This is a genomic window from Janthinobacterium sp. PAMC25594, from assembly GCF_019443505.1.
GTDB lineage: Bacteria > Pseudomonadota > Gammaproteobacteria > Burkholderiales > Burkholderiaceae_D > Janthinobacterium.
On sequence record NZ_CP080377.1, the window covers coordinates 4,925,952 to 4,941,392 of the forward strand.

Below are 15,441 nucleotides of genomic sequence, written 5' to 3' on the forward strand. Positions count from 1 at the left end.
CCGAAAATTAGATACTGAATGCCACGGTGGGCGCTGGCGCCGCTGGCGCCTTGAGCAGGTGGCTGACCACGGCGGCCAGGTCGGGGAAGACCTGGGTGCCGGGTGGCAGGCCACCCGTTTCATTGGTTTTTTTGCCCTTGCCCGTCAAGACCAGGTAGGGCACGCAGCCGCTGATGAAACCTGCCTGCAGGTCGCGCAGCGAATCGCCAACGGTGGGCACGCCTTTCAGGCTGGTGTTGTAGCGCTTCGAGATTTCATGGAACATGCCCGGTTTCGGCTTGCGGCAGTCGCAATTGTCCGCGCCCGCGTGCGGGCAGAAGAAGATGGCGTCGATGTCGGCGCCCACCTGCTGCGCCAGGGTATGCATCTTCTGGTGGATCGCGTTGAGCACCGTCATGTCGAAGTATTCGCGCGCGATGCCCGACTGGTTCGAGGCGACGACGACGCGATAGCCGGCCTGGTTCAGGCGGGCGATCGCTTCGAGCGAGCCGGGGATCGGCAGCCATTCGGCCGGCGACTTGATGAAATCCGGCGAGTCATGATTAATGACGCCGTCGCGGTCGAGAATAATCAGTTTCAGCGCCGGAGTGCCCATTATGCCGCCAGCTTGGAAATGTCGGCCACGCGGTTCATCATGCCGTGCAGCGACGACAGCAAGGCCAGGCGGTTGTTGCGCAGGGCGACATCCTCGGCCATCACCATCACGTCGTTGAAGAAGCCGTCGACGTCGTCGCGCAGCTGCGCCAGGGTTTGCAGGGTGCTGGTGAAGTCGCCCTTGGCGAAGGCCGCATCGACTTCCGGCTGCACGCGCGAGACGGCGGCGGCGAGTTTTTTCTCCGCTTCGTCCTGCAGCAGCGCCACGTTGACGCCGCCGGCGGCGACCAGGCTGACCGCCTCCTCGTTCTTTTTCAGGATGTTCGTGATGCGCTTGTTGGCGGCGGCCAGCGAGGCGCTTTCCGGCAGGGCGGCAAACGCCTGCACGGCTTCCAGGCGCTGCACGATGTCGTCCAGACGGTCCGGGTTTTGCGCCACGACGGCTTCGATTTCATTCGGCGAGAAACCGCGCTCGCGCAGGATGCCGCGCAGGCGGTCGAGCATGAAGGTGGTCACATCCGCGACGGGGTCCTTGAAGCCGGGCACCGACGCGAACTGCGCGGCGGCATCCGCCAGCAAGCCCCGGATCGACAATGGCAGGCGTTTTTCCAGCAGCATGCGCAGCACGCCCAGCGCGTGGCGGCGCAGCGCGAACGGGTCCTTGTCGCCCGTCGGCGCCAGGCCGATAGCCCAGATGCCGACCAGCGTTTCGAGCTTGTCGGCCAGGGCCACGGCGGTGCCGGTGGCGGTCGACGGCAGGCTGTCGCCGGCAAAACGCGGCTGGTAGTGTTCGGAGGCGGCCAGCGCCACTTCTTCCGGCTCGCCGTCATGGCGCGCATAATACGTGCCCATGATGCCTTGCAGCTCAGGGAATTCGCCCACCATGTCGGTCAGCAGGTCGGCCTTGGCCAGCAGGGCGCCACGTTCGGCCAGAGCGACGTCATATTGCAGCTTGGCGGCGATGGCGCCGGCCAGCGACTTGACGCGCTCTGTGCGGGCCGCTTGCGTGCCCAGCTTGTTGTGGTAGACCACGTTGGCCAGCAGCGGCAAGCGCGATGCCAGCGTCTTCTTCTTGTCTTGCTCGAAGAAGAACTTGGCGTCGGACAGCCGCGGGCGCACGACGCGCTCGTTGCCGCCGATGATGTGTTCTGGCGTGTCCGTCTCGATGTTGGAGACGATCAGGAAGCGCGAGCGCAGCTTGCCTTCGCTGTCGGTCAGCGCAAAATACTTCTGGTTCGTCTGCATGGTGAGGATCAGGCATTCCTGCGGCACGGCCAGGAATTCTTCCTCGAAGTGGCATTCATACACGACCGGCCATTCGACCAGGGCCGTCACTTCATCGAGCAGCGCTTCGGGCATCAGCACCTGGTCGGCACCGGCCTTGTCCAGCAGCTGGGCGCGGATGCGCTCCTTGCGCTCCTCGTTGCTGGCGATGACGCTGGCGTTGAGGATCAGTGACGGCGCATAGTTTTCCGCGTGCGCGATGGTGATCGGCGTACCGTCGGTGAGGAAGCGGTGGCCCAGCGTGGTGCGGCCGGCCGTCAAGCCCAGCAGGGTCAGAGGCAGGATATTGATGCCATGCAGGGCGAGCAGGCTGTGGGCCGGGCGCACGAATTGCACGGTGGTGCCGTCCGGGCGCTGATAGCTCATCAGTTTTGGAATCGGCAGCTTGGCGGCCGATTCCGTCAATGCCGCCTGCGCGCCGCTGGCGAGCTGGCTGCCGGGCGCCGTGTAGGTGTAGAAGAAGCTTTCCGCCTTGCCGTCGACGGCGCGTTCCAGTTCGGCCAGCGTCAGGTCGGGGAAGCCCAGCGCGGCCAGTTTCTTGGCCAGCGGCGGCGTGCCGTTGCCGTTCGCGTCCAGCGCCACGGAGACGGGCAGGACTTTTTCGCGGATGGATTTATCGGGCGAGACTTCGCGCACATTGGTGATGGAGACGGCCAGGCGGCGCGGCGAGGCGTAGCTGGTGGCGACGCTGTCGGCTTCCAGGAAGTCGCGCGCTTTCAGGCCATTGACGATGCCGGCGGTGAAGGCGGCGCCCAGTTTGGCCAGCGCTTTCGGCGGCAGTTCTTCGGTCAGCAGTTCGATGAGCAGTGTTTGGTTCATGGTGTTCTTGTCTGGTACGGCGGTGTGTGAGCTAGGCGATCAAGCGGCGGCGGGTTGGTCTGCGGCGGGCAGCATCGGGAAACCGAGGCGCTCGCGCGAGTCGTAATACGCTTGCGCCACCAGGCGCGACAGGGTGCGCACGCGGCCGATGTAGGCGGCGCGTTCCGTCACCGAGATGGCGCCACGCGCATCTAACATGTTGAAGCTGTGCGAAGCCTTCATGATTTTCTCGTAGGCGGGCAGGGTCAGTTGCAGCTCGATCAAACGCTTCGCTTCCGCTTCGTAGTTGCCGAACTGTTCGAACAGCAGGTCCGTATTCGCATGCTCGAAGTTGTAGGTCGATTGCTCCACTTCGTTCTGGTGGAAGACGTCGCCGTAGGTCAGTTTTTTCGTGACTCCATTCTCTTCCCACTCGGTCCACACCAGGTCATACACGTTTTCCACGCCTTGCAAATACATGGCCAGGCGTTCGATGCCGTAGGTGATTTCGCCCAGCACGGGCTTGCAATCGAGGCCGCCCACTTGCTGGAAGTAGGTAAATTGGGTCACTTCCATGCCGTTCAGCCAGACTTCCCAGCCCAGGCCCCAGGCGCCCAGGGTCGGGCTTTCCCAGTCGTCTTCGACGAAGCGCACGTCATTCTGCTGCAAGTCCAGGCCCAGGGCGGCCAGCGAACCCAGATACAGGTCGAGGATGTTTTCCGGCGCCGGCTTCAAGACCACCTGGTATTGGTAGTAGTGCTGCATGCGGTTCGGATTTTCGCCATAGCGGCCATCCTTCGGACGGCGCGACGGCTGCACATACGCGGCGCGCCAGGGTTCCGGGCCGATCGCGCGCAGGAAGGTGCCGGTGTGGAAAGTGCCGGCGCCGACTTCCATGTCGTAAGGCTGGAGCAGGGCGCAACCTTGCTTGTCCCAATAGGTTTGCAAGGTCAGGATAATTTGTTGAAATGTGAGCATCGTATGAGTTCGCCGCGCGGGAGGCTGCGCTTTGTTAAGGTTTGCTTGAAGCCCGCACGCTGCCAACAAGTGCGTCCGGGCCGGGATTTTGCTAATTTTAGCGGTTTTTACGGGCCCACTGTGACTCTTCGGGCAATATCGGCCGCTTATTGCTGCACGGCGCGGCCACGGCGCGCGGCGCGCGACAGCAGGAAAGCCGTCAGCAAGGCCAGCGCGGCCAGGGCCAGCACCAGTTTATTGCCATACAGAATGTACGGCGTCATGCCGCCCATGCCTTGCACCTTGGCCGCCAGCGTGGCTTGCTGTTCCGGCGGCAGCAGGCTTTGCACCACGCCCTTGCCGTCGATGACGGCGGTGGCGCCCGTATTCGTCGAGCGCAGCATGGGGCGGCCCGTTTCCAGGCTGCGCATCTGCGAAATCTGCAGATGCTGCGGGATGGCGATCGAGTCGCCAAACCAGGCCAGGTTCGAGATATTCAGCAGCACCGAGGCCGATTGCTTGCCATGGCGGTGGGCGCTGGCCAGCTGGCCCGCGATTTCTTCGCCAAACAAATCTTCGTAGCAGATATTCGGCAGCACCAGCTGGTCGCGCACGGGCAAAGGCGCTTGTACTTCCGCGCCGCGGCCCATGTCGCCCAGCGGGATGGCCATCATGGCGACGAACCAGTGCAGGCCGGGCGGCACGAATTCGCCGAACGGCACCAGATGGTGCTTGCGGTACTGGTAGTACGGTCCCGGCGTGCCGTTGGGCGTGATGCCCACGGCCGCATTGTAGAAGCGCTGCTGCTCGTCGAGCACGGGCATGCCGAGCAAAATCGTGCTGCCTGTCTGCTGCGCATACGTGCCCAGGCTATCCAGATAGCCGGGCGGCAGCTGGTGCGGCAGCACGGTGACGGCCGTTTCCGGCGTGGCGATCAGGTCGGCCGGGGCACTGGTGATGGCGCTCTGGTACATCTGCAGGGCGCCCAGCACGAAGCCGGGGTCGAATTTCTGCTGTTGCGGCACATTGCCCTGCAACAGGCGCACGGTGATGGGGCGCCCGACCGGATGGGTCCAGTTCACATATTGCAAGCCGATGCCGGCCGCGTACAGCGCGATGACGCCGCCCAGCGCAAACCAGCGCGTGCGGTGCAGGGGGTGGACTAGCAAGAGCAGGGCGCCGGCCGACAGCGCCGCCAGCCAGCCCAGGCCATACGCGCCGACGATGGGGGCAAAGCCGCCCAACGGGCTGGCATTGTGGGCGTAACCGGTGGCCAGCCACGGGAAACCCGTAAACAGCCAGCCGCGCGTCCATTCGAACAGCGTCCACGTGGCGGGCAGCACCAGCAGGGTCATGGCGGGCAGGGACAGCACCCAGCGCTGGCGCAGCCAGGCCGCCGCGCCCATGGCCAGGGCCACGTAAATGGCCATCAAGAGGGCCAGCAAGGCCACGGCGATGGCGGCGATCGGCGCGGCCATGTCGCCATAGCGGTGCATCGAGATGTACAGCCAGTGCGTGCCGGCCGCGCACCAGCCGAAGCCGTAGGCCCAGCCGATCAGCGCGCCGGCCTTGACGTTCGCCGCGCGCAGCACCTGGTAGAACAGCACGCCCAGGCTGAGGATTTGCAGCGGCCAGTAGCCGAAAGGGGCGAACGCCAGCACCGCGACGGCGCCGGCGATGGCGGCAGTCAGCATGCGCGCCCACGTGCTGCGGGGCGGTTTGGCGGGGGCGTTGGGATCTAAGCGTCTGAAACGCATCTACAGCACGCGCATGTCAGAGTTCCAGTTCCGGCACGTTGGGCAGGCGCTCGACGAGCAGCACGTGCACCTGGCGCGCATCGGCGCGCAGCACCTCGAAGCGCAGATTGCCCAGGTCGAAAATATCGCCCTTGTGCGCCATGCGGCCCAGGTACTTCGAGACCAGGCCGCCGATGGTGTCGACGTCGTCGTCCACCAGGTGGCTGCCCACTTCCTCGTTGAACTGTTCGATCTCGGTCAGCGCCTTGACGCGCCAGCGGGGGCCGAACTGGCCTTCCTTGAGCGAGAGGATGTTGTCCTCGGCTTCGTCGAAGTCGTATTCGTCCTCGATATCGCCGACGATCTGTTCCAGCACGTCTTCGATGGTGATCAGGCCGGCGACGCCGCTGTATTCATCGACGACGATGGCCATGTGATTGTGGTTGGCGCGGAAATCGCGCAGCAGCACATTCAGGCGTTTCGATTCGGGGATGAAGATGGCGGGGCGCAGCATGTCGCGCACGTCGAAAGTCTCTTCTGCGTAATAACGCAGCAAGTCTTTCGCCAGCAGGATGCCGATGACCTTGTCGCGCTCGCCTTCGATCGCGGGGAAGCGCGAGTGGGCGGTGGACAGGACTTCCGGCATCCATTCCTCGATCGGCTTGCTGATGTCGATGACATCCATTTGCGAACGGGGAATCATGATGTCGCGCGCACAGAGATCCGATACCTGAAACACGCCTTCGATCATCGACAGGGCGTCGGCGTCGATCAGCTTGCGTTCATGCGCATCGTGTAGAACTTCGAGCAATTCTGCACGGTTCTCTGGCTCGGGGGATATGAGTGCGGTCAGGCGTTCAAACAGTGACCGGTGGGGCTTGACGTCAGTTCTGACGCCACTAGGATGCTCGGGCATAGGAGGCGTGAGCCGTTGTTGCGAAGGGATATAGGATACACCAAAAGTGGGGCAATACCGGAATTCCCCGCTTTTGATGCAAATTTAATACGTTGAAGTGCGCCGTTGCCCGACGTTTCAGGCGTCCTGGCCCAGCACGCGCGCGCGCAAGGCCGCCACGTCCGCCTGCCAGTCCGTAAAATGCTCGCTGTCCTGCCACAGCTGGCGCAGTTCCGACGACTCCGTCATGATGCGGTCGAAGGCCAGGCGCGCCTTTTCCAGCAGCGGCGGCGTGACTTTCTTCTTGCAGGCGGCCACCCATTCGTCCACTTCCGCCGTGGCCGGGTCGTCCTCGCCCGGCTTGCCTTGCAGGCGCGCGATCACTTCCAGCGCGGCCAGCGCCTCGGCGGCGAACGGCGCTTCCAGCTCCGTTTCCTGGCTGTCGATGACGTTGTCGAGCGTCGTCTCGACCAGTTCCAGGGTTTTATATTCGTGCAAGTCCTGCGCCCAATCCATGGCGTAGTCGTTGCCGAAGGCGTCAGTGGCCCAAGTGCCCATAATGTGTCCTTGTTACGTGTGTGGTTGATGGCGCTATTGTGGCATGTGGGGTATTGTCGGGTTACGGCGTATCGCCTAACCCGACCTACGACTCCGCTTACGTTGTTGGGTGTTGTCGGGTTACGCCCTGCGGGCTAACCCGACCTACCCGACCTACCCGATCTGCGCGGTTTATTTGGGGTCCGCGTACGGGTCGGTAATGCCGAGTTTGGCGAGGATCTCCGTTTCCAGGCCCTCCATCTCGGTGGCTTCCTCGTCATCCATGTGGTCGTAGCCCTGCGCATGCAGCACGCCGTGCACGATCAGGTGGGCCGTGTGCTCTTCCACGCTTTTCTTTTGCTCCGCCGCTTCCTTTTCCAGCACGTCCGTGCACAGGATGATGTCGGCGCGCGTCGGCTCGTCCTCAGCCAACTCTTCGCCTTCGTTGTAGGCAAAGGTCAGCACGTTGGTGGCGTAGTCCTTTTCGCGGTAGTCGCGGTTCAAGGTACGGCCTTCCTCCGCGTCGACGAAGCGGATGGTCAATTCGGCGGGCGCGAACAGGGCCGCCTTGACCCAGCGGCGCACTTTGGGGCGCGTGATCAGGCTTTCCAGGCGGGCGTCCGGATATTGCACGGACAAGGACAGTTTATTTTTTTCGGACATTTTTGGCGGCAGCTGGTTTCAATAAGGGCAGTAACTGGGCGGCGTTGGCGCCGGCCGCCTGCGCCGTTTCATAGGCATCGACGATGCGCGCGACGAGCGGATGGCGCACCACGTCGGTGCTGTTAAATTGCGTAAAGCCGATGCCGCGCACGTCTTTCAGCACGTGCACGGCGTCGATCAGGCCGCTTGTCTGGCTCTTGTGCAGGTCGACTTGCGTCACGTCGCCCGTCACCACGGCCTTGCTGCCGAAGCCGATGCGCGTCAAAAACATCTTCATCTGTTCGACGGTGGTGTTTTGCGCTTCATCGAGGATGACGAAGGCGTGGTTCAGGGTGCGTCCGCGCATATAGGCCAGCGGGGCGATCTCGATCACCTGTTTTTCAAACAGCTTTTGCGTGCGGTCAAAGCCCAGCAAATCGTACAGCGCATCGTACAGGGGACGCAGATACGGGTCGACCTTTTGCGCCAGGTCGCCCGGCAAAAAGCCCAGGCGCTCGCCCGCTTCGACGGCGGGGCGCGTCAGGATGATGCGCTTGACGGCGTCGCGTTCGAGCGCGTCGACGGCGCAGGCGACGGCGAGATACGTCTTGCCGGTGCCGGCCGGACCCACGCCGAAGCTGATGTCGTGTTCGAGGATGTCGCGCAGGTAGGCGATCTGGTGCGGCGTGCGCCCGCGCAGGTCGGTGCGCCGCGTTTTCAGCACGGGGCTGGCGATGTCCGGCTCGACGAAGGTGCTGATGGGGGCGTTGACATGGTGTTCCGAGGCGGCGGACAGTCCCGCGCGCTGCTCCACCAGGGCCAGCTGCACTTCTTCCAGCGGCACGACCTTGTTGGCGATGGCGTAGAACTGGTCGAGGATTTCCACGGCCCGTTCGGCATTGCTGCCGCCGACGATGAATTTCTCGCCGCGGCGGAAGATCGTCACGTCGAGGGCGGCGGAAATCTGGCGCAGGTTTTCATCGAGCGGCCCGCACAGATGCGCCAGGCGCGTGTTGTCCAGCGGCTCGGGGATGAAGTAATGCGGCTGTATCGGGGCTTTGGTTTTCAACTGGCTCTTTTCAATGCGGGGGCGCTGGCGACGAGTTCGCCGCGCAGGGTGTAGGAATGGCTTTCGGTGATGCGCACGTCGACCAACTGGCCGATCAGTTGCAAGCCGTCCGGGCCGGCGTCGAAATTGACGACGCGGTTGTTTTCCGTGCGGCCTTGCAGTTCACTGTCATCGGTGTCCTTCTTCGAACGGCCTTCGACGAGGATGGTTTGCACGCTGCCCACCATGGCCAGGCTGTATTTGCGCGTGTTGGCGTCGATGGCCGCCTGCAACTGCTGCAGCCGGGCCAGTTTCACTTCATGCGGCGTATCGTCCGCCAGGCTGGCGGCCGGCGTGCCGGGGCGCTTGCTGAAGATGAAGCTGTAGCTGTTGTCAAACCCCACGTCGGCGATCAGCTTCATCATGGCGTCGAAGTCGGCTTGCGTCTCGCCGGGAAATCCCACGATGAAGTCGGACGAAATGGCCATGTTCGGGCGCACGGCGCGGATGCGGCGGATGATGGACTTGTATTCGAGGCCTGTGTAGCCGCGCTTCATGGCGCCCAGGATCTTGTCGGAACCGTGCTGCGCCGGCAGGTACAAATGGTCGACCAGCTGCGGGATCTTCGCATAGGCGTCGATCAGGCGCTGCGTGAATTCCTTCGGGTGGCTGGTGACGAAGCGCATGCGCGCGATGCCGGGAATGTCGGCCACGTATTCGAGCAGCAGGGCGAAGTCGGCAATGTCTCCGCCTTCCATCGCGCCACGGTAGGCGTTCACGTTCTGCCCCAGCAGCGTGATTTCCTTGACGCCCTGGGCGGCCAGGCCAGCCACTTCCGTCAGTACGTCCTCGAAGCGGCGCGACACTTCCTCGCCGCGCGTGTAGGGCACGACGCAATAGCTGCAATATTTGCTGCAGCCTTCCATGATGGAAACGAACGCCGACGCGCCGTCCACCTTGGCCGGCGGCATGTGGTCGAACTTTTCGATTTCCGGGAAGCTGATGTCCACCTGCGGGGCGCCGCTGGAGCGGCGCAACTCGATCATCTGCGGCAGGCGGTGCAGGGTTTGCGGGCCGAACACCATGTCGACATACGGCGCGCGCTTGACGATGGCGTCGCCTTCCTGCGAGGCCACGCAGCCGCCCACGCCGATCAAGAGGTGCGGCTTGGCCAGTTTCAGCTCACGCAGACGGCCCAGGTCGGAAAACACTTTTTCCTGCGCCTTTTCGCGCACGGAGCAAGTGTTGAGCAGGATCACATCGGCATCTTCCGGCGTGTCGGTGCGCACCAGGCCGTCGGAAGCGCCCAGCACGTCGGCCATCTTGTCCGAGTCGTACTCGTTCATCTGGCAGCCGAAGGTTTTAATGAATACTTTTTTCTGCATGGAGTCGGATGCTTATCGGTAAATGTGGCGGCAAACAAGTGTGGCGGCAAATAAGCCGGGCAGGGCTTGCGCCGTGCGCCGCCCGGGGCGGGAGGCGGTGGATCACCGGCCGGGTGCCTCTGGCTGCCCGGTGGCAGGTTCGCTGCAAGTTCAGGCCATAGTTTAGCGTAAATCGCCGGGACGGGCCATGTTGTGCCGAGCATGCCGACAAGATTGCAGCGTGAATACGGCGCCCGGCACGGCGATGCCGCAGAGCATTTATTGCCGTGCGACACCATTGATTTGTAACAAGTTGCTGCAAAGCCTTGTGTGCGGCCGCTGGCATCCTAATGTGTTGAAATAGCATCGTTGGCAAGCCAACTAGCAGCTTGATTGATATTTAACAATCAGGAAGTTTGCGCGAGGCGCAGATGCGGCCTGTTTGGACTAGTATATTGTTTTATATGCAATTCATTTCGATGGGTTGCAGTGCTTTTACTCACGCGGCAAGCTGCGCACGTTGCTTGTGCGAGTCCTGTGCAGGCAGTGCGACAAGGAGGGAAGGCGGAGGGGGGCTGAATCCGATGGAAAGACGTTTATTTAAACACTCTAAGCCAGCCTTAAGTTCGTATCGGCATTCTTTCAACATTCACTAGACGAGGAAAAATCATGGCACATCATGCATTAGCATCGCAAGAGAGTTACAACCCGAATCACCTGCTGGATATTCTGCTGAGCAAGATGCAGCTGAAAAACGACGCAGCCCTGTCGCGCTTGCTCGAAGTGGCGCCGCCCGTCATCAGCAAGATCCGCCATCACCGCTTGCCGGTCGGCGCCTCGCTGCTGATCCGCATGCACGAAGTGACGGGCATGAGCATCCGTGACCTGCGCGATTTGATGGGCGACCGCCGCACCAAATATCGTCTGTCCGACGCCCAGGGCCGTCCAAAAGCGGAAGACCGCGGCGATGCGCAAGAATCGAATTACGCGCACTGATGTGGCGGTTGCACGCTGACTGTGCCGCTTGCTTCACTGCTGGCGGCAACAGGCTGGTGTGGACCGGGCGGCATGGATACACCGCAGTACCCATAACGGCTTTCGCTTCGCGGCGAGAGCCGTTGGCATTTGGCGGGGCGTTTAGCTCAGCAGTGCCGAGGTGATTTCATCGTAGCGCAACTCCGTTTCGCGGAACAGTTGCAGATACGTTTCTTCGCTCAGGCCCAGCGCATCCCAGGCCACCGGCGAGACGCGCGGCACCATGTCGTCGCCCGCCTGCGCCAGGTCGAGCGCACAGACGATGGCATTGGCCACATGGATCAGTGCCGCCAGGAAACCGGCTCCCGGCGTTTCCGGCTGCAAGTAATTGCCCAGCGCCAGACGCATGGTGTCGGAAAAATTCCAGTGCTCGGCCAGTGCCACGCCTGCTTGCACGTGGTCCACGCCCAGCACGGCCTGTTCCGCTTCGAGCAGGCTGCAATCGTGCGCCGCCTGGTGCGCGATGACTTGCGCATACTGCGCGGGAAAGCTGCTGACCAGCACCAGACGGCCGATGTTATGCAGCAAGCCGGCCGTGAAGGCGTAATCCTGGTTGAAGCGGATCTGCCGCGCCAGCACCTTGGCGCAGGCGGCAGTCGCTACCGAATGGCGCCAGAAGGCCTTGTCGTCGAAACCGGGGCAGCGACCTTCCGGGAAGCAGCCCGTGATGGCGGCCGAGGTGATCAGGCTGCGCGTGGTCTGGAAACCCAGATAGGTGATCGCCTGCTGGATGGTGGTGGCCTTCACTTGCAAGCCATATTGCGAGGAGTTGGCCAGGCGCAGGGTTTTCGCCGTCAGCGCCTGGTCGTATGAGACTTTTTTCGCCAGCACGGAAATATCGACGTCTTCCTGGTCTATGCTGTTGAGCAGCTCCATGACGACGGCGGGCAGCGAAGGCAGGTCATCGAGGTGGGCGACGATATCGTCGAGCGTCAGCTGGGTGCTCATGCTGGCTCTCCCGTGCCCAGACGATACGCCGTGACATAGCTGCGCAGCAAGGTGGTGGCCGCATCTTCGGGATCGTCCGGATCATGCTTGCGGAACAGGTAATCGAGCCGTTCGCTATCGGCCGCCTGCTGCGCGGCCACTACCTCTGGCGAAGGGGGCGGCGCCTGGATCGGCAGCATGGTGATGCCGTGGCGCGGCATCAGGGACAGCATGTTTTCCGTCAGTACCGCACCTTGCGGCAACAGCACTTGTCCATGCGCGTCGAGCAAGACATCCGACAAGACCATGCCAGGACGCACTTGTTCCAGGGGTAGATGTTGATGTATGACCGCCATGACGACTCCTTAGATGATTGCGGGATATTACCATTGCCATGACGCAATGTCTCAACCTGTATCAAGGCCCCTGTCGAAAACGGGGGCGCTGTAAATCTTGCCAATAAGCATGTCATACCGTACATTTGCTTCAGGCTGTTGCATTGCTGACGTATCTGTGCCCGCGCCGCGGGCCGGCGGCTGGCCTGGCCCGGGGAGTGTTGATCGATGGTGAGTATCCAAGTCCGGCTGACCCTGCTTTTTGTCGTGATCGTCACCTTGGTGCTGGGCATTTCTGGCAGCTATACCCAATATACACTGAGCCAGGAACTTGAATCGGGCAGCGCGCGCCTGCGCAGCGGCGTGCTCACGCGCTTGCAGACCAGCTTGCCTTCGGCCCTGTGGGATCTCGACAAATCCAAGGTTGACAGCATTGTCGCGGCCGAAATGCTGCCGCCGGAACTGGTCGGCATCCGCGTCTACGACGCTTCCGTGGGTCTGTTCGCCGGCGAAGTGCGCGACGCGGCCGGCACCCTGGTGCCTTTGACCTCCGACGTGGCCATGGGCGGCACTCCCGTCGAGGCGCCGCTCGTGTTCCGCGACGCCGTGGCGGCGGCCACGGGCGGCAAGCCGGTGATCGTCGGCAAGGTCATCGTCAATTTCAGCCGCGCGCAGATCGATGCGGCCCTGCGCGGCGAAGTGCGGCGCAAGGTGCTGGAAGTATTACTGCTTGACATCATCCTGGTGGGTGCCCTGGCGCTGAGCCTGCGCATCGTCTTCGGGCCCTTGAAACAGTTGCGCGACGGCTTGATCGACCTGGCCACGCGCGGCAGCGACGAGGTCGAAGAACTGCCGGAAAACCGGCGCGACGAACTGGGCGACGTGATCCGCGGCTTCAATGCCGTGCAGCGCAAGCTCAAGTCCATCATCGAGGGCAGCCGCGAGGCGGAAGACATGGCGCGCCGCTCGCAGCAGGAGACGGCGCAGGCGATGGACGAGCTGCGCCGCGCGCAGGAATCGTTGCTGCAGTCGGAACGCCTGGCCTCGCTGGGCAGCCTGGTGGCCGGCGTGGCGCATGAAATCAACACCCCGGTCGGCATCGCGCTGACCAGTGCCTCGGTGCTGAAGGAAGCGACCGATCACATCAGCGCGGCGGTGGCCGGCGGCAGCGTGAAGAAGACCGATATCGTGCGCTACCTGGAAACGGCCGGCGAGAGCGCGCGGCTGATCATGAACAATGCCTATCGCGCCGCGCACCTGATCCACAGCTTCAAGCAGATCGCCGTGGACCAGGTCAGCGAGGCGCGCCGTTTGTTCGAATTGCGCGACTATATCGGGGAAGTCATATCGAGCCTGCAGCCGACCCTGAAAAAGACGCGCATCAGCATCGATATCGATTGCCCGCCTGACATCATGCTCGACAGCTATCCAGGGGCGCTGGCGCAGGTGCTGACCAACCTGGTGTTGAACTGTGTCGAGCACGCCTTCGATGCGGACACGGTCGGCAACATCCATATCGGCGTGCGTCGCGACGGCGAGTGGATCGCCATGCAGGTGCGCGATAACGGCCGCGGCATCGCGCCCGACATGCTCGACCGCGTGTTTGACCCGTTTGTCACCACGCGGCGGGGACAGGGCGGCACGGGCCTGGGCTTGAATATCGTGTTCAACTTGATTGCCAAGCAGTTTGGCGGCACCATCACGGTCAGCAGCACCTTGGGACAGGGCGCGACATTCCTGCTGCGCCTGCCCACGGTGACGCCGTTGCCGGACAGCACCAGCAGCCCGGCATAGGCAAGGAGAAGAGACATGGCACAGCTAGAAAACAGTCAGCAAGTGGCGCTTTTGCGCGGGATCAATGTGGGCCGCGCCAAGCGCGTGGCCATGGCCGATCTGCGCAAGCTGCTGGGCGACCTGGGTTTTGCGCAGGTACGCACGGTACTCAACAGCGGCAACGTCGTGTATGACGGGGGGGCGGTGGCGCCGGCCGAGGCCGCTGCCCGCATCGAGGAAGCGCTGGTGCTGAAACTGGGCGTAGCGGCCCGGGTGACGGTGCTGTCGGCCAGTCAGTTTGCCCAGGTGATCGAACAAAACACCCTGGCGCCGACGGCCGATGCGGCCCGTCTGCTGACTCTGGTGCTGAACAATCCGGCCGATGTCCAGCGCCTGGCGCCGCTGTTGCAGCGGCCGTGGCAGCCGGAAGCGCTGGCGCTGGGGCAATGGGCCGCGTATGCCTGGTGTCCCGATGGCGTGCTGGCCAGCAAGGTGGTGGCGTCACTGGGTGTACTGCTGGGTGATGGCGTCACCTCGCGCAACTGGGCCACCATGCAAAAATTACAGGCACTGCTGAGCGGGCCCGAAGCGGCAGCCACATCGGCCAAGGAGCACTGATGCCTGTCATCGAGACGCCATGAACTGGGATATCGTCAAGGGCGTGCTGATCCTGCTGCTCGCCGTCGGCGCCCTGGGCACGGCCTTCGTGCTCATGTCCGCCTCGGGCCCTGACAAGGCGGGCTGCATCGCGCGCGCCCTGAAGTCGGGTATTCCGGTGGGCAATATCGAAAGGGTGTGCCGTTTGCTGGACAAGTAAAAAAAATTCCGCGCAAGGCGGAATTTTTTTTTATGCAACGGCATCGGCCGCCGAAGTAAGGTCAGCTATCGAATTTTTCCTGTTTTTCACCATGCATGCTCACGACCAGCAAACCCAGTCCGACCAGCAGCATCGAGACCATGCTCGCTTCGGGCACGGGCGGCGGCACGTTCACCAGCTGTACCGCAGGGGCGGTGGCGGCTGCGGGCAGTGCGCCGTGGCGCACACCGGCGCTGCGCCAGCGCGGGGCCGCATTGAGTGTCGAGGCCTGCGTCAGCAGGCGCGCATACGGCAAGTCCGGTGTTTCCCAGCCGAGATTGTCGCTGGTGCTGGTGAAACCGAGACTGTCGTCGCTCACGACAGGCGCGCTGGCGGCCACATTGCCGGCATACGCCGACAGCGCCAGCACGGCCACACATAGCGGCTGAAAGATCTTCATCGTTGACTCCCTGGTTCACCGTGCGGCGTGGCCGAAACCGGCCTGCGCCTGGACGGATAATGCGCCTGTACGGGGGCGTATCACAATTTTTCTGATGAGGTCTTATTACAGCACAAATCGTGGCAATTTTGCTACGTATATTTGCTTTAAATTACGAATATTTATCATTTTGATAGCATGAAGGCTATCGCTGCCGCACACTTGGCATGAGCACGCTATCACTGAAAAATACTGTTGTTTTTTGGTGCGAATCGCCAGCA

16 protein-coding genes are annotated in these 15,441 nt (G+C 62.8%); 4 read left to right on the forward strand and 12 right to left on the reverse strand.

The window, feature by feature from the left end; genetic code table 11:
• Positions 1-7: 7 nt before the first annotated feature.
• The 9 genes from gmhB to miaB all read right to left on the reverse strand — a co-directional run bounded on the left by gmhB (position 8) and on the right by miaB (position 9,876).
• Positions 8-595 (reverse strand): D-glycero-beta-D-manno-heptose 1,7-bisphosphate 7-phosphatase, encoded by a 588-nt coding sequence (gene gmhB, locus KY494_RS22090; protein ID WP_219888247.1) that lies wholly within the window; start codon positions 593-595, stop codon positions 8-10.
• Positions 595-2,697, reverse strand: coding sequence for a glycine--tRNA ligase subunit beta (gene glyS / locus KY494_RS22095; RefSeq protein ID WP_219132785.1), 2,103 nt, complete (start codon positions 2,695-2,697; stop codon positions 595-597). Before glyS ends, gmhB begins: the two co-directional genes overlap by 1 nt.
• A gap of 39 nt (positions 2,698-2,736) precedes the next feature.
• Positions 2,737-3,654 (reverse strand): glycine--tRNA ligase subunit alpha, encoded by a 918-nt coding sequence (glyQ, locus tag KY494_RS22100; protein WP_099762190.1) that lies wholly within the window; start codon positions 3,652-3,654, stop codon positions 2,737-2,739.
• A gap of 146 nt (positions 3,655-3,800) precedes the next feature.
• Positions 3,801-5,327: an apolipoprotein N-acyltransferase gene (gene lnt / locus KY494_RS22105; protein WP_219888248.1), complete on the reverse strand. Its 1,527-nt coding sequence runs from the start codon at positions 5,325-5,327 to the stop codon at positions 3,801-3,803.
• Between the two features lie 79 nt (positions 5,328-5,406).
• Positions 5,407-6,285, reverse strand: a complete 879-nt coding sequence (locus KY494_RS22110; RefSeq protein ID WP_034746750.1) for an HlyC/CorC family transporter — start codon at positions 6,283-6,285, stop codon at positions 5,407-5,409.
• Between the two features lie 117 nt (positions 6,286-6,402).
• The gene (locus KY494_RS22115) at positions 6,403-6,822 is read right to left on the reverse strand and encodes a DUF4259 domain-containing protein (protein ID WP_219132787.1); all 420 of its coding nucleotides are present in this window, start codon (positions 6,820-6,822) and stop codon (positions 6,403-6,405) included.
• A gap of 171 nt (positions 6,823-6,993) precedes the next feature.
• Complete coding sequence (ybeY, locus tag KY494_RS22120) at positions 6,994-7,464, reverse strand: rRNA maturation RNase YbeY (protein WP_219132788.1); 471 nt, start codon at positions 7,462-7,464, stop codon at positions 6,994-6,996.
• Positions 7,448-8,512 (reverse strand): PhoH family protein, encoded by a 1,065-nt coding sequence (locus KY494_RS22125; protein WP_219888249.1) that lies wholly within the window; start codon positions 8,510-8,512, stop codon positions 7,448-7,450. The genes ybeY and KY494_RS22125 overlap by 17 nt, the downstream gene beginning before the upstream one ends.
• Entirely contained in the window at positions 8,509-9,876 is a 1,368-nt protein-coding gene (gene miaB, locus KY494_RS22130; protein WP_219888250.1) for a tRNA (N6-isopentenyl adenosine(37)-C2)-methylthiotransferase MiaB, read from the reverse strand. Before miaB ends, KY494_RS22125 begins: the two co-directional genes overlap by 4 nt.
• A gap of 648 nt (positions 9,877-10,524) precedes the next feature.
• On the opposite strand from miaB, the gene KY494_RS22135 reads away from it, so the two are divergent.
• Positions 10,525-10,851, forward strand: a complete 327-nt coding sequence (locus KY494_RS22135) for a hypothetical protein (protein ID WP_034746769.1) — start codon at positions 10,525-10,527, stop codon at positions 10,849-10,851.
• Positions 10,852-10,992: 141 nt separating this feature from the next.
• On the opposite strand, the gene KY494_RS22140 is transcribed toward KY494_RS22135, so the two are convergent.
• Both KY494_RS22140 and KY494_RS22145 read right to left on the reverse strand, forming a co-directional pair.
• On the reverse strand, positions 10,993-11,838 hold the full coding sequence (locus KY494_RS22140) for an HDOD domain-containing protein (RefSeq protein ID WP_219132790.1): 846 nt from the start codon (positions 11,836-11,838) through the stop codon (positions 10,993-10,995).
• Positions 11,835-12,173 (reverse strand): hypothetical protein, encoded by a 339-nt coding sequence (locus KY494_RS22145; protein ID WP_257571953.1) that lies wholly within the window; start codon positions 12,171-12,173, stop codon positions 11,835-11,837. Before KY494_RS22145 ends, KY494_RS22140 begins: the two co-directional genes overlap by 4 nt.
• 207 nt (positions 12,174-12,380) lie before the next feature.
• On the opposite strand from KY494_RS22145, the gene KY494_RS22150 reads away from it, so the two are divergent.
• From KY494_RS22150 to KY494_RS22160, 3 genes are read left to right on the forward strand one after another with little or no spacing between them, the layout of a single operon-like run.
• Positions 12,381-13,946 (forward strand): sensor histidine kinase, encoded by a 1,566-nt coding sequence (locus tag KY494_RS22150; RefSeq protein ID WP_219132791.1) that lies wholly within the window; start codon positions 12,381-12,383, stop codon positions 13,944-13,946.
• 15 nt (positions 13,947-13,961) lie between these two features.
• Positions 13,962-14,543: a DUF1697 domain-containing protein gene (locus KY494_RS22155; RefSeq protein WP_219888251.1), complete on the forward strand. Its 582-nt coding sequence runs from the start codon at positions 13,962-13,964 to the stop codon at positions 14,541-14,543.
• Positions 14,544-14,562: 19 nt separating this feature from the next.
• Positions 14,563-14,742, forward strand: coding sequence for a hypothetical protein (locus tag KY494_RS22160; protein ID WP_219132793.1), 180 nt, complete (start codon positions 14,563-14,565; stop codon positions 14,740-14,742).
• A gap of 61 nt (positions 14,743-14,803) precedes the next feature.
• Here the strand turns inward: KY494_RS22160 and KY494_RS22165 are convergent, their stop codons facing one another.
• Entirely contained in the window at positions 14,804-15,181 is a 378-nt protein-coding gene (locus tag KY494_RS22165) for a hypothetical protein (protein ID WP_219132794.1), read from the reverse strand.
• Positions 15,182-15,441: the final 260 nt, after the last annotated feature.